Raw genomic sequence first — 13,356 nt, forward strand, 5'->3', positions numbered from 1 at the left:
TTCCGTCAGGCGGCGCGACCTTGTCGCGGCGCATCCGCGACGGCGGCTGCGCAGGGGGCGATCCCGTGCGTGTCGACGGGGCCCGGGCGACCGAACAGGTAGCCCTGCACCTCGGCGCACCCGGCCGCTCTCAGGAACGCGAGTTCCGCGACGGTCTCGACGCCCTCGGCGACCACCGGCAGGCCGAGCCCGCAGCCGAGCCCGAGGACCGCGCGCACGATCGCCGCCGTCTGGGCGTTGGTGTCGACGTTGCGCACGAAGGACCGGTCGATCTTGATCCGGTCGAAGGGGAACGCCCGGAGGTTGGCCAGCGACGAGTAGCCCGTCCCGAAATCGTCCATGGCGATGCCGACGCCGAGCGTCCGCAGCTGGCGCAGCGTCGCCACCGCACGGTCGAAGTTGCGGATCAGCGCGGTCTCGGTGATCTCCAGCTCCAGCCGCGCGGCCGGCAGCCCGGTCTCGACCAGAACCGCGTGCACCTGCGGGGCGAAGGCCAGATCGTGGACCTGGACCGCCGAAACGTTCACCGCCACCCGCAGGGGCGACGCCCAGGCCGCGGCCTCGCGACAGGCGGTGCGAAGCACCCACATCCCGATCGCCGAGATCGTTCCGCGCTCCTCGGCCACCGGGATGAAGACGTCGGGCGGGACGAGCCCTCGTGTCGGATGGGTCCAGCGCAGCAGGGCCTCGAAGCCGAGCAGGGCGCCGCCCGCGGCCGCGACCTGCTTCTGGTAGACGAGGTGGAACTCGCCGCGCGCCAGGGCCTGTTCGAGGTCGCGTTCCAAGGCGTGACGCTCGCGCACGGCGATGCCCATCTGCGGCTCGAAGAAGCGGTAGGTCCCCCGGCCCTCGGCCTTGGCGCGGTAGAGCGCCGTATCGGCATGTCCCATCAGGCCCTGGCGCTCCACGGCGTCCTGCGGGCACAGGGCGATGCCGATGCTGACCCCGACGATCGCGTCGGCGGGCCCGCCCGAGGCCTGCGCCGCGAGGGACGCGAGAATGGACTTCGCCAGGCGCTCGGCAGCGTCCGGCCCGGTCCGTCCGGCCATGAGGATGGCGAACTCGTCGCCGCCGAGGCGTGCCAGGATCTGGTCGGGGCCGAGCAGCCCGGTGACGCGGCGGGCGACCCGATTCAGCATCGCGTCGCCGGCCGCATGGCCGAACAGGTCGTTGACCGCCTTGAACCGGTCGAGGTCGAGGCAGAGCACCGCGATCGGAACGCCGGTCTCGACCGCCGCGCCCACGGCGCGATCGAGGCGCGCGTTGAAGGCGGAGCGGTTGAGCAGGCCCGTCAGGGCATCGTGGTGGGCGAGGTACCGGATGTGCCGCTCGGCGTGCTTGCGCTGCCGGATGTCGCGGACCGCCAGGGCATGATGCGGCTTGCCCGCGAAATCGATCCGCCGAAGGATCACCTCCGCCTCGATGACCGCGCCGGCGCCGTCGCGCAGGCTCAGCTCGACCGGCTGCCCGATGACGTGGGCGAGCCGATCCCAGGTCCGGGGCTCGTCGAGGAAGGCGGTGACCGACAGGTCCGTCATCGCTTCGTGCGAGAGGCCGACGAGCCGGCTGAAGCTGATGTTGGCCGTGACGATCCGGCACCGGTCCAGGACGATCAGACCCTCGACCGCCGCGTTGGCGAGGCCGCGCATGCGCACCATCTCCGCGCGCGCGCGACGCTGCTCGCGAAGGCTGAGCGCGTAGGCCGTCGCCGTGAGGACGAACACGATGAGGCTGGCCACCGCGACGGCGCCGGCGAGCCAGCCCGGCGGCATCGCCTGGGGCGACAGGGTCGCCAGCGGGTTCTCGGTGATCGTCACCCCGGCCATGCCCACCCCGTGATGCGCGCCGATCGCCAGCGCAAGCAGGCCTGCGCTGCCGAACAGGGAGGTGAGCGAACGGGCATGCACGGCGATGGAGACGGCGACGGCGGAAAGGAGCTCACCGATCAGGATCGACGCGAACACGAAGGCCGGATCCCAGCGCAGACGTCCCGTGACCTCGAAGGCCGCCATGCCCGTGTAGTGCATCGCGGCGATGCCGAGGCCGACCACGCCCCCCCCCGAGCCAGGACGCCCGCGGCGTCTCGGACAGGGCGATCCGCAGGCCCAGGCCGGTGAGGCCGATCGCGAAGACCAGCGAGAGGACGGTCAACCCGGAATCGTAGGCGCTCGGGATGCTCGGCTCGAACGCCAGCATCGCGATGAAGTGGGTCGCGAAGATGCCCGACCCGCTGGAGATCGCCGCGACCACGAGCCAGGTCGATCGCGCGCGGCCGCTGGCGGTGCCGGCGTGGCGGAGAAGCCGGATCGCGGTCAGCGCCGCGATCGCGCAGATCACGCCCGCCAGGACGACGAGGCGGAGGTCGTGCCGGGCCGTGAAGCAACCGAGGACGGTCAACATGCGCGCAAGTCCGAAATCGCCTCGGCCGAGCCCCGGGCGGCGCGGTCCGATCCTCCGGCCTCTCACGAACGGATCGAGCCTGCGAGACGACGACGCTGCGTGGTGCGACCTTGGGGCGGTTCGAGTAGCAGGGTGCGATAATTTTCTTAAAGATGTCTTGCCGCTCAGATTTCGTGCGTGAGGCGCAAGTCGAAGACGTTGACCGCGGTTTCCGCGTGCGGCGTTCCACTTCCCGTCATGTGGAGTGTGAGGTACGAGTACCCATCAAGCGAACTCAGAAGTTGTAATTCAACTTCTGAGAAGCGCAACCCTACACGGCCGCCGTGCGAAAGCCCGCGAAGATGTCGCGGCGATCCGGCCCGAAGAAGTTGCGGTAGGCGTTGTCGACCATCCGCCCGCGGGTGATCCAGGCACCGCCGCGCAGCACCTTCCGCGTGCCGAAGGCGGGCTCGGAATACTCGCGGTAGGCATCGGGCGAGAAACCCGGATAGGGCAGGAAGTCGCTCGCGGTCCATTCCCAGACGTTGCCGATCATCTGGCGGCAGCCCCAGGCGCTGTCGCCCGCTTCGTGGGCGGCCACGTCGACGCAGCCGAGGCGGCCGCCGTCGAGGTTGGCGCGGGTCGCATCCGGTGCCGCCTCGCCCCAGGGATAGCGGCGTTTCACCTGCCCCATCGCCCCGCCCGGGGTCGGCGCGGTGGAGGCCGCGACCTCCCATTCGGCCTCGGTCGGCAGGCGGCGGCCGGCGAAGGCGCAGTAGGCGGCGGCCTCGTACCAGCCGACATGGACCACCGGCTGGTGCGGGGCGAGGTCGGAGACGCCGTCGAAGCGCCGGACCCGCCAGCCCGCCCCGTCCGGCTGCCAATGCGCGGGGTGCTCCGCCCCGCTCCGGCAGCGCCAGCGCCATCCTTCCGCGTCCCAGAACGACGGCTCGCGATAGCCGCCGGCGGCGACGAAGGCGGCGAACTCCGCGTTGGTCACCGGCGCCCGCGCGATGCGGAACGGCGCGACCTCGACCGGGTGCGCCCACTTCTCGTTGTCGAACACGAACGCCTCGCCCCGCTCGGCGCCGAGCCGGAAGGTGCCGCCGGGGATCGCCGCGTCGCCCGGCCACGGCCCCTCCGCGACCGGGGCGAGACCGTCCGAGGCGGCGAAGGACGGCGCCGGGTATCCGAGCGTCTGGCGCGAATAGGTGAAGGCCTCGCCGTGCATGTCCTCGTGGTAGGTGGTCAGCCGGTAGCGGTAGGCTTCCTCGGCGGTCGGCGTGCCGTCGAGGCGCCGGACCAGCGCGTCGTGGACGCGGCCCATGTATCCGAGCGTGACGTCGAGCGGCGGCAGCGCGCGCACCCAGCGGTCGTCGTGGGCGAGCACCGCGGAATTGTAGACCGCGTCGGCATCCGCGATCGCGGGTTCCGCCCCGTCGAGGGCGCGCAGGATGAAGTGCTCGTGGAACCAGGCGAGGTGCCCGATCTCCCACAGCAGCGGGTTGACGATGTCGAGCCGCGGCCCGATCAGCCGCTCGGCATCGAGCCCGGCCACCAGCTCGAGGGTCCGGGCGCGGCTGTCCTCCAGCATCGCGATGAGTTGTGTGGCGTCGGTCATGGCACCCATCCGATAAGCGATCGACCCATGGACATCATCCTGATCACGCCGGCGCCGAAACGTTCGCGGGCCGGCAACCGCACGACGGCCCTGCGCTGGGCCGGCATCCTGCGCCGGCTCGGCCACCGCGTCGTCGTGGCGACCGCCTACGCCGACGTGCCCTGCGACCTGATGATCGCGCTGCACGCCTGGAAGAGCGCCCCGGCGATCGCGCGATACCGGCGCTTATACCCGGAGCGCCCCCTCGTCGTCGCGCTGACCGGGACCGACATCAATCACGATCTCGCCGCCGATCCCGGCACAACCCTGCGCTCGCTCGATCTCGCCGACGCGCTCGTCGGCCTGCACGACCTCGTCGCCGACGCGATCCCGGAAGCCTACCGCGACAAGCTCGCGGTGATCGTGCAGTCGGTGCCGGCGAGCGAGGAGCGCCTGCCGCCCACGACGCGCACCTTCGAGATCCTCGTCGTCGGCCACCTGCGCGCCGAGAAGGACCCGTTGCGCGCCGCGCTCGCCGCCCGCGCCCTGCCGCCCGCCTCCCGCATCCGCGTCGTCCATCTCGGCGGCGCGCCCGACCCGGCGTGGGCGGATCGCGCGCGGGCCGAGATGCAGGCCAACCCGCGCTACGATTGGCGCGGCGAGGTCTCCGGCGCGCGGGTGCGGCGGTTCCTGCGGCGCGCGCGGCTGATGGTGCTAAGCTCGCTGAACGAGGGCGGCGCCAACGTGATCTCCGAGGCGATTGCGGCCGGGCTGCCGATCCTGGCCTCTGAGATCCCGGGCAATGTCGGCCTGCTCGGCGCCGACCACCCGGGCTACTTCCCGGCCGGAGACCAGGCTGCGCTCGCGCGCCTGATGCTGCGTGCGGAACAGGACCCGGCCTTCCTCGAGCGCCTGCGCGCGCACGGTGCGGCGCGTGCGGCCGCGTTCGACCCGGCGCACGAGCAGGAGGCCTGGGCCGTCCTCGTCGCGCGCGCGGCCGGCGCGGCGAGAGCGCGGGCCGCGGCCGGGATTGACGCGGCCCGCCCCGCACCGGCACTCCTTCTGCCATGACCGCAGCCCCCACGTTGCCGCTCGCGAACCGGCGCATCCTCCTCGTCATCGGCGGGGGCATCGCGGCCTACAAGGCGCTCGACCTGATCCGCCGCCTGCGCGAGCGCGGCGCTTCCGTCCGCCCGCTGCTGACCAAGGGCGCGCAGGAATTCGTCACCCCGCTCGCGGCCGCGGCGCTCGCCGGCCAGCCCGCCCATACCGACCTGTTCGACCGGGCCGACGAGGCGGAGATCGGCCATATCAAGCTGGCCCGGGACGCCGACGCGGTGGTGGTGGCGCCGGCCACCGCCAACCTGATGGCGCGGATGGCCACCGGCCACGCCCCCGACCTCGCCTCCACGGTGCTGCTCGCCACCACCCTGCCGATCCTGATCGCGCCGGCGATGAACGTGGCGATGTGGGCGCATCCCGCGACGCGGCGCAACCTCGCGACGCTGCTCGCCGACGGCGTCCGGGTCGTCGGCCCCAATGCCGGCCCGATGGCCGAGCCCGAGACAGGGCCGGGCCGCATGGCCGAGCCGGCCGAGATCGCCGACGCCGCGGCCGCGATGCTCGGGGAGGCCGAGGCGAAGCCCGCCGGGTTCGGCTTCCTCGCGGGTCGCGCCAAGGCCGCCGGGCCGCTCGTCGGCCGCCGCGTGCTCGTCACCTCCGGGCCGACCCATGAGCCGATCGACCCGGTGCGGTTCATCGCCAACCGCTCGTCTGGGCGCCAGGGCCACGCCATCGCCGCCGCCGCCGCCGCCGCCGGCGCGACGGTCACGCTGGTCTCCGGGCCGGTGGCGATCCCCGATCCCGAGGGCGTCGCCGTGGTGCGGGTCGAGACCGCGCGCGAGATGCTGGCGGCGGTCGAGGCGGCGCTTCCCGCCAGCATCGCGGTGTTCACGGCCGCGGTCGCCGACTGGCGGCCCGCCACCGAGACCGGCTCCAAGATCAAGAAGGCCGGCGCGGCGCCCGCCCCGCTGACGCTGGTCGAGAACCCCGACATCCTCGCCACCATCGCCGGACGGACGGAGAACCGCCCCGCCCTCGTCGTCGGCTTCGCCGCCGAGACCGACACGGTGATCGCGCACGCCCAGGCGAAGATCGCCCGAAAGGGCTGCGACCTGATCGTCGCCAACGACGTCTCGGCTGCGGGCGGCGTGATGGGCGGCGCGACCAACACGGTCCACCTGATCGCGCGCGACGGGTCGGTCGAGACCTGGCCGACGCTCGACAAGGACGAGGTCGCGCGCCGGCTGGTGGCACGGTGTTTGGAGTTGCTTCGGGGTTAGGGCCGGTTCGGGTGCCCTACCCTGCCGCCGCCTGCTGCGCCGCCTGCTGCGCCGCCGCGAGGCGCGCGTCGTCGGCGGCGATCGCCTGGTAGGCCGGACGCGCCCGGAAGCGCGCGAGGTAAGCCATGATCGCCGGCTCCTCGGGGACGAGCTTGAACGCGGTGGTCCAGCCGAGCGCCGAGCCCCACAGGACGTCGGCGGCGGAGAAGCGCTCGCCGAGGATCCAGGGGCCGGGCGTCAGCATCGCGAGCACCTGGGCCAGCACCGTGTCGTAATCGCCGTAGGCCGACATCATCCGGGGCGGCGGCGCGCGCTCCATCGCCCGGTCGATCACGGCCGGCTCGAAGCACGAGCCGTAGAAGACCATCCAGCGCAGGTAGGCGCCGCGGGCCGGATCGGTCGTGCCGGGCGCGAGGCCGGCCTCGGGAAACAGGTCCGCGAGGTAAAGGTAGCAGGCGGCCTGCTCGGCCACCGTCGCGCCGCCGTGGCGGATCGCCGGGACCTTGCCCATCGGGTTGACGGCGAGGTGCGCGCTGCCCTGCTGCTCGCCGGCCTTGAGGTTGATGACGTGCAGCTCGTCCGGCGCGTTAAGTTCCTCGAGCAGCACCCGCACGCCCGTCGAGCGGGTTTTCGGGGCGTGGTGCAGGACGAGTCCGTCGGTCGTGGTCGGCATCGTCGTCTCCGGGGCCTGAACGCTTCGGGCGCACGCTCTGCCGGAGGCCGGCTCCGGTCAAGCCGGCCGTTCGGACCGGATCGGCTCAGACCCGGTACTTGCCGTTGCGCTTGATCAGCACCTGCGTCCCCACCGGCACGCGCTCGTAAAGGTCGACGATGTCCTCGTTGAGCATGCGGACGCAGCCCGACGACATCTGCTCGCCGATGCTCCAGGGCTCGTTGGTGCCGTGGATGCGGAACAGGATGTCGCGGTTGCCCTGGTAGAGGTAGAGCGCGCGGGCGCCGAGCGGGTTGTCGACGCCGCCCTTGCGCTGGCGGTCGATCTCCGGATGGAGGGCGACCATGGTCGTGGTCGGGCTCCAGTCCGGCCAGACGCCCTTGCGGCCGACCCGGGCCTCGCCCTTCCACGAGAAGCCGAGCTTGCCCACGCCGACGCCGTACTGCATCGCCGTTCCGTCGGCCTGGACGAGGGCGAGCTGACGCTTGTCGATGTCAACGACGATGGTGCCCGGCCGCTCGGGGCCGGAATAGCTCACGACCTGCCGGCGGTACTTCGGATCGAGGCGGTTGGTGTCGACCAGCGGCACGTCGAACGGCTTGTCGGGCATCGAGCCGACATACCACGCCGCCTCCTCGTCGTTGGCGGCGAGGTTCACGGGCCCGCGCTGGTTGCAGGCTGCGAGCGGCGCGATGAGGACCGCAGCGAGGAGGATCCGGCGGAGGGGCATAAGGCCTCACGAGGCGAAGAAGCGTTCGGATCATGCCTACCGCCTCGCCGCCCCCCACGATGTGACTTTTGCGTCTCAGGTTGGATGAAGCGCCCGGCACGATTGCCCGGATTTCGCCTCGTTCGGCCGTGGCTTGCGCCCTAACTCTCTCGGATCGGTTCCGAGACGAGGCGCATCATGGCCGACACGCTCACCCTTCCCGAGATGCAAAGCGCATTGCCCGAGACGCCGCTGCGCCCGGCGATCCACCTCGACCATTGCGTGATCCACGTCAGGGACTGGACGCGCGCGAACGCCTTCTACGGCGACGTGGTCGGCGCCGAGATCGTCCCGGCCGGCGCGGGCTTCGCGTACCGGCTCGGCGGGGTGCAGCTGAACTGCCACGGCCCCGGGCTGTCCCCGGAGCCGCTCGCCGAGAAGCCGGTGATGCCGGGCGGCAGCGACCTGTGCTTCCGCTGGTCCGGCACGATCGAGGAGGCGATGGCGCACCTGGCCGCCCACGGCGTCCCCGTCGAGCTCGGCCCGGTGGAGCGCCACGGCGCGGCCGGGCCCGGGACCAGCATCTACTTCCGCGATCCGGACGGGTCGCTGATGGAGTTCATCACCTACCCGGCGCCGTGACGCCCGATCGCGGGATCTCAGGCGCGGTTCTGCGCGAGCGCCTGGTTCGTCTGCTCGAGGCGCAGGGCCAGCTCGCGCATCAGCGCGATGCTGATCTGCGGAAACTGCGCCAGCAGCTCGAGGAACACGCCGCGGTCGATGCGCAGGGCGGTGGCCGCCGTCTCGGCCGTGACGGTGGCCGAGCGCGGCTGGTCGGCCAGGATGCCCATCTCGCCGACCAGGGCGTTGGTCCCGAGCAGGGCGAGACGCACCGGCCCCGCGGCCCCGTCGATGGTCACGGCGGCGCTGCCCTCCAGGATGAGGTATGCGGCATCCGCGACGTCGCCGCGGGTGAAGAATTGCTGGCCCGCCTCGAAATGCACCCGCTCGCTGGTGAAGGCGAGCAGCTTCAGCCGCGACGGCTCGACCTCGCGGAACAGCGGCACCTGCCGAAGGGAGGTAACCTCCGTATCGAGGGTCATGGGTGGAACTCCGCACCGCGCCGGATCTCGTGATGGCGCCGGCCGCCTCATCCATGCGGCTTGCGGCGATCTTGTCCAGCCCTCCCGTCCCGGCGGCATGCTGCGACGGCGTGCCCCGGATGCCCCGTCGAACGCGATCGGGCATGCAGGCTTCCACCGGAGGTGCCATGCGCCGCGCCCGTTATCCTCGCTTCGCCGCGCTCCTCGTTGGGATCGCGTTCGCCGCCACGCCGGCCGCCGCCCGCCTGAACCGGACCGAGCTTGCGCGCGTCGCGGTCGTGCCGCCTCCGGGCGCCCGTGTTCCCCTCGATCTCGCCTGGAACGATGCCGCGGGCGACCGGCCGACCACGCTGGGCGAGGCGCTCGGCGGCCGGCCGACCCTGCTGCTGCCGGTGGACTACACCTGCGGCAACGTCTGCGACCCGATGCTGTCGATGTCCGGGGCGGCCTTGGCCGCAACCGGCCTCGTCGCCGGCCGCGACGTCAGCCTCGTCCTCGTCGGGATCGACCCGCGCGACGACGCGGCCGCGGCGCGGCACATGCTGGAGACCGAGCTCGGGAACCCGGGGCTTTCGGCGCAGGCGGCCGCGCTGGTGGGCGACGCCGCCGCGGTCGATCGGCTGACGCAGGCGCTCGGCTACCGTTTCGTCTACGACGCCGGCACCGACAGCTTCGCCCACCCCGCCGCCGCGATCCTGCTCACCAGCGACGGCCGCGTCGCCCGCGTCCTGTCGCCGCTGGCGCTGAACGGCAGCGACCTGCGGCTCGCCCTCGTCGAGGTCGGCGAGGGCCGGACCGGCAGCCTCGCCGACCGCCTCGTCCTGCTCTGCTACGGGTACGATGCCGCGACCGGCGTCTACACGCCGATGATCCGCCGCGTCCTCAGTTTCGCCGCCGCCGGGACGATCCTCGCGATGGCGATCGGGATCGTCCTGCTCAGCCGCCGGCCGCGGCAGGTCTGAGGCCGCTCAGCGCTTCGTCGCCAAGCCGGATTTCTCGGCGCTCGGCGGCTCGCGGCCGGCGCTGGCGTTCGGTTGGGGCGAATCGATCGGCTCGACCTGCGTCGTCGGCGTCGCGCTGCCCTCGTCCGCGGGCATCGGCGGAAGCGCCCGCGTGTTCGGCTTCGGCGCGGCCTCCGGCGAAACCTTGGCCGCACCGGAGACCATCTCGCGATTCGTCATGCTCGAAAAAACCTCGTTCGAGGCAGGCGCTGAATTGTCGTTTGCCCCACCGCTGTCTTCCAACGCCAGCGCACCGACGTGGTTGCGGCTAAGCTTGTCGCGGAAGCGTGAGAGGAACCTTCGGATACTGGCGAAGGTTGTGAAAGGGTGAAGAGAAGCCTGAGGAGGAGCTGATGGCATCCGGTAATTCAACCTCGAAGCGAGGTTTTGCGTCGATGGATCTCGAGCGCCAGCGCGAGATCGCCAGCAAGGGTGGCCGCAGCGTGCCGGCTGAGAAGCGTTCGTTCTCGCAGGACCGCGAGCTGGCCTCGACGGCCGGCCGCAAGGGCGGTCAGGCCACCGGTACGGGCCGCGACGGCGCCGAGTGATCGACCGCCCTTCGAGATGCGCAGCGTCTGCCCTTCGCTGGGCAGGCGCCTTTTTTATGTCCGCTTCCATGCCGCAAAACGCGAAGGCCCGCTCCAGAGCATGGAGCGGGCCTTCGCGTTGTGCGTCGTAAGCCGGTAGGCTGATCGGTGTCGCCTCAGGAGATGCAGCGGCCGGGGATCATGCGGCGGGCTTCGGGGCCGACCAGCGAGCTGAGCGCCGCCTCGCAGCCCTCGCGCATCATCCGACGCGGCTTGAGCGGCGGCTTGGTTCCCATCTCCTGCGCCGTGTCCGACGCGGCCGGGACGGCGCGGTTCGGCTCGGATTGCAGGCTCGCCACCCGGCTCGGCCGGATCGCGATCGAGACCGGGCGCATGCCCGGCAGGGGGCGTGCTTCGAATGCGGCCGGACCGGGGGCGGCGACCGTGGTCGTGGGTACCCATTGGTCCGCGCTCGCCTGGACCATCGGGTGGACGAGCAACGTCAGGATGGCGGCCGGTGCGCTCACGCCGAGAAGGAAGCCTGACCGAAGCATCGTCGTGGTCTCCGAATGGGAGCTTGACAGGATGAACGGAAAACGCGTCTTCCATGATCCGGTTCCGTCACGGCCTCGCTTTTGACGAAATCAGTATTCGGCAACAGTTTCTCGTGGCGGTGCCGGGCACGAGGAACCTTGTCCACAGCGACCCGGAGTGGCGCGGACGCCACAGGCGTCGAAAAACGGTTCGCGCCCGGAACCTGGTTCGTGCACGCCCGTTGATCGAGTACCCGGCCACCTGGTCCTCCCCGCATTCCCCTTGTGCATCGGCCGGAACCTCATCCACGGGTCGGAGATTTCTCCGGCCCGTTTTTTTTATGCCTGGACCGATGTCCTTGGCGGGCAACAAAAAACCCCGGCTCGTCGCCGGGGTTTTTTCGTTCTGCGGATTGGTACGGAGGCGGTTGCGGACCGCCTCGCGGTCAGGCCGATTTGGCTTCACGCCGGCGTGCCGTCTGCTGGAAGAACAGCGCCTGGCTGATGACGGCGGAGACGTTGGCGGGCTGGAACGGCTTGGCGATGAGGAAGGCCGGCTCCGGGCGCTCGCCCGTGAGGAATCGCTCCGGGTAGGCGGTGATGAAGATCACCGGGACCTCGAAGGTCTTCAGCAGGTCGTTGACGGCATCGAGGCCGGACGAGCCGTCCGCGAGCTGGATGTCGGCGAGGATCAGGCCCGGGCGCTTGCTTTCGGAGGCGATCTTGACGGCCTCGGTGCGCGTGCGGGCGACGCCGATGACGTTGTGGCCCAGGCCCTCGACCAGCGCTTCGAGGTCCATCGCGATCAGCGGCTCGTCCTCGATGATGAGGATGTCGGTGGCCATGTCCGCGGCGAGCTCGCGTCCCGCCTCGTCGACGAGGTCGCGCACCTGGCTGACGTCGACGTCGAGGATGATTGCCGCGTCCTCCTCCGAGAAGCCTTCGAGGCAGGAGAGCAGGAAGGCCTGGCGCGGCAGCGGCGTGATCTGGCCGAGCCGCACCTCGGCGGGGAGATCGTGCTGCACCTGTTCGCTGCGGCCGTTCACCGAGAGCGAATTCCAGATGCGGGTGAACACCCGGAACAGGTCGGCCTTCACGTTCGTGCTGCGGCCGAGCGTATCCGGCTCGTTGACCAGCGTCTCCAAAGTTGCCGCGACGTAGGCGTCGCCCGCCACCTGGCTGCCCGTCAACGCGCGCGCGTAGCGCCGCAGGTACGGCAGGTGCTGCACCACGAGTTGCGATGTCGACATACGATCCCCTGTGCCTTGTCGGCCTGCTATTCAACCTGCCGCCCCAACGCGGGGCATCCGACTCCGTTCCGGCAGGGCGCGGAACCGCTTCTGGCCGGAGGCGTTGCTGGTGCAGCCATGGCGTATGTCGCGCGGCAAGACAATGCGCGCGTGCCTCATGCACAGATGCCGCGAACGGCACCGGGGGACGTGAGGATGACCGACGCTGCGAAGGCGGGGAGGCCGATCGGCAATGCCGGCCTGAGGCCCGGCGGGGAATCGGGGCCCGCGGGCTCGAGAGCCGGGAAGCGCGAGCATGGATCGTCGCGCCTCAGCGACCAGGCACAGGCGCGCATCGGCCACAACCTCCGCTGCCTCTACGACGGTCTCGTCCAGCAACCCGTCCCGGATCGATTTCGCGAGCTCATCGAGCGTCTCGATGCGAAGGAGCCGAAGTCGCCCTGAGGCGCTCCGGCTCCATCTTCTGCAGTTCCTGTGGCGCGGGAAGCGCCCGCAGGACGCGAGTTCGGCGTCAGAGCGTGGGCGAGCGGCCGCGCATCAGGCCGATCACGGCCGAGATGGCGAACAGCACGATCGCGACGAAGAACACCAGCTTGGCGGCTTCCATCGCCGTGCCGGCGATGCCACCGAAGCCGAGCAGAGCGGCCACGAGGGCCACGACGAGGAACGTAACGGCCCAACCGAGCATCTGCGTTATCCTTGACAACATGGACGCGGGCTTGGCCGCGACCTTCTGACATCCCAAACGTCAAGTCGTTGTTTCGGTTCCGCCGCTTCGAATGCCTGCACACACGAAAAATCGAGCGCCTCGGATCCGGTGCCGATCCATCGCCGAAATCGTCGCCCGCCCCCTCGCGCCGGTGCGCATGTCACGCCATATTGCTCTTCGTTGGACACGAGGCCGCAGCCGGAACGGAGCCGTTCCGAACGGCGTTCCTCAGTCCAGGTCCGAAACCAGAGAACAGCGATGAGAAAAGCGTCCGCCCTCGTCCAGCGCCTCACCGATATCGTCAGCTCCGCCGCGGGTGCCGCGGCACGCGGCGTCGAGGAGGTCCTGGGTGCGCTGGCCCCGAGGCCCGAGCCGCGCCTAGTTCCGATCCGGGTCCGGCCGAACGGTCCCGCTCATCGGCATTGATCGCCGCCGGAGTCGATCCGTCTCTGAGCAAGCCGCCCTCCGGGGCGGCTTTTTTCATGCGCCGTCCACCGGATTCCCGCGGCGGAGGCTCGAACGCGCCGCGC

Annotated in this window: 16 protein-coding genes; 6 read left to right on the forward strand and 10 right to left on the reverse strand. The window is 71.1% G+C overall.

Annotated features, from left to right (window positions below):
• Positions 1-5 precede the first annotated feature (5 nt).
• From ACFZ8E_RS16440 to senA, 3 genes are all read right to left on the reverse strand, one after another.
• Positions 6-2,051: a putative bifunctional diguanylate cyclase/phosphodiesterase gene (locus tag ACFZ8E_RS16440; protein ID WP_405043268.1), complete on the reverse strand. Its 2,046-nt coding sequence runs from the start codon at positions 2,049-2,051 to the stop codon at positions 6-8.
• A complete protein-coding gene (locus tag ACFZ8E_RS16445; protein ID WP_405043269.1) occupies positions 1,939-2,400 on the reverse strand; it encodes an MHYT domain-containing protein in 462 nt (153 codons plus the stop codon). The genes ACFZ8E_RS16440 and ACFZ8E_RS16445 overlap by 113 nt, the downstream gene beginning before the upstream one ends.
• A 310-nt stretch (positions 2,401-2,710) precedes the next feature.
• A complete protein-coding gene (gene senA / locus ACFZ8E_RS16450) occupies positions 2,711-4,000 on the reverse strand; it encodes a selenoneine synthase SenA (RefSeq protein ID WP_405043270.1) in 1,290 nt (429 codons plus the stop codon).
• Positions 4,001-4,027: 27 nt separating this feature from the next.
• Between senA and senB the strand changes: the two genes are divergently transcribed.
• Entirely contained in the window at positions 4,028-5,050 is a 1,023-nt protein-coding gene (senB, locus tag ACFZ8E_RS16455; RefSeq protein WP_405043271.1) for a selenoneine biosynthesis selenosugar synthase SenB, read from the forward strand.
• On the forward strand, positions 5,047-6,321 hold the full coding sequence (gene coaBC, locus ACFZ8E_RS16460; protein WP_405043272.1) for a bifunctional phosphopantothenoylcysteine decarboxylase/phosphopantothenate--cysteine ligase CoaBC: 1,275 nt from the start codon (positions 5,047-5,049) through the stop codon (positions 6,319-6,321). Before senB ends, coaBC begins: the two co-directional genes overlap by 4 nt.
• A 16-nt stretch (positions 6,322-6,337) precedes the next feature.
• On the opposite strand, the gene ACFZ8E_RS16465 is transcribed toward coaBC, so the two are convergent.
• Positions 6,338-6,994, reverse strand: a complete 657-nt coding sequence (locus ACFZ8E_RS16465) for a glutathione S-transferase family protein (protein ID WP_405043274.1) — start codon at positions 6,992-6,994, stop codon at positions 6,338-6,340.
• Positions 6,995-7,079: 85 nt separating this feature from the next.
• Positions 7,080-7,724, reverse strand: a complete 645-nt coding sequence (locus tag ACFZ8E_RS16470; protein ID WP_147727392.1) for a L,D-transpeptidase — start codon at positions 7,722-7,724, stop codon at positions 7,080-7,082.
• Between the two features lie 177 nt (positions 7,725-7,901).
• Here ACFZ8E_RS16470 and ACFZ8E_RS16475 point away from each other — a divergent pair, with 177 nt between their 5' ends.
• A complete protein-coding gene (locus tag ACFZ8E_RS16475; protein ID WP_405043275.1) occupies positions 7,902-8,345 on the forward strand; it encodes a VOC family protein in 444 nt (147 codons plus the stop codon).
• 17 nt (positions 8,346-8,362) lie between these two features.
• Here the strand turns inward: ACFZ8E_RS16475 and ACFZ8E_RS16480 are convergent, their stop codons facing one another.
• Positions 8,363-8,806 (reverse strand): Crp/Fnr family transcriptional regulator, encoded by a 444-nt coding sequence (locus ACFZ8E_RS16480; RefSeq protein ID WP_405043276.1) that lies wholly within the window; start codon positions 8,804-8,806, stop codon positions 8,363-8,365.
• A gap of 167 nt (positions 8,807-8,973) precedes the next feature.
• Between ACFZ8E_RS16480 and ACFZ8E_RS16485 the strand changes: the two genes are divergently transcribed.
• Positions 8,974-9,768, forward strand: coding sequence for an SCO family protein (locus tag ACFZ8E_RS16485; RefSeq protein ID WP_405043277.1), 795 nt, complete (start codon positions 8,974-8,976; stop codon positions 9,766-9,768).
• Between the two features lie 6 nt (positions 9,769-9,774).
• Here ACFZ8E_RS16485 and ACFZ8E_RS16490 read toward each other — a convergent pair whose 3' ends face one another.
• A complete protein-coding gene (locus tag ACFZ8E_RS16490) occupies positions 9,775-9,987 on the reverse strand; it encodes a hypothetical protein (protein ID WP_243932093.1) in 213 nt (70 codons plus the stop codon).
• Positions 9,988-10,160: 173 nt separating this feature from the next.
• Here ACFZ8E_RS16490 and ACFZ8E_RS16495 point away from each other — a divergent pair, with 173 nt between their 5' ends.
• On the forward strand, positions 10,161-10,355 hold the full coding sequence (locus tag ACFZ8E_RS16495; RefSeq protein WP_147727396.1) for a general stress protein: 195 nt from the start codon (positions 10,161-10,163) through the stop codon (positions 10,353-10,355).
• A gap of 155 nt (positions 10,356-10,510) precedes the next feature.
• Here the strand turns inward: ACFZ8E_RS16495 and ACFZ8E_RS16500 are convergent, their stop codons facing one another.
• Both ACFZ8E_RS16500 and ACFZ8E_RS16505 read right to left on the reverse strand, forming a co-directional pair.
• On the reverse strand, positions 10,511-10,888 hold the full coding sequence (locus ACFZ8E_RS16500) for a hypothetical protein (RefSeq protein WP_243932095.1): 378 nt from the start codon (positions 10,886-10,888) through the stop codon (positions 10,511-10,513).
• A 425-nt stretch (positions 10,889-11,313) separates the two neighbouring features.
• Positions 11,314-12,117, reverse strand: a complete 804-nt coding sequence (locus tag ACFZ8E_RS16505) for a response regulator (RefSeq protein WP_147727398.1) — start codon at positions 12,115-12,117, stop codon at positions 11,314-11,316.
• Positions 12,118-12,312: 195 nt separating this feature from the next.
• On the opposite strand from ACFZ8E_RS16505, the gene ACFZ8E_RS16510 reads away from it, so the two are divergent.
• Positions 12,313-12,561 (forward strand): NepR family anti-sigma factor, encoded by a 249-nt coding sequence (locus ACFZ8E_RS16510; RefSeq protein WP_405043278.1) that lies wholly within the window; start codon positions 12,313-12,315, stop codon positions 12,559-12,561.
• 67 nt (positions 12,562-12,628) lie between these two features.
• On the opposite strand, the gene ACFZ8E_RS16515 is transcribed toward ACFZ8E_RS16510, so the two are convergent.
• Positions 12,629-12,805 carry a DUF1328 domain-containing protein gene (locus ACFZ8E_RS16515; protein WP_003599466.1) on the reverse strand — a complete coding sequence of 59 codons (177 nt, stop codon included), beginning with the start codon at positions 12,803-12,805 and terminating at the stop codon, positions 12,629-12,631.
• Positions 12,806-13,356: the final 551 nt, after the last annotated feature.

The sequence above is a fragment of the Methylobacterium sp. HMF5984 genome (assembly GCF_045033435.1).
GTDB lineage: Bacteria > Pseudomonadota > Alphaproteobacteria > Rhizobiales > Beijerinckiaceae > Methylobacterium.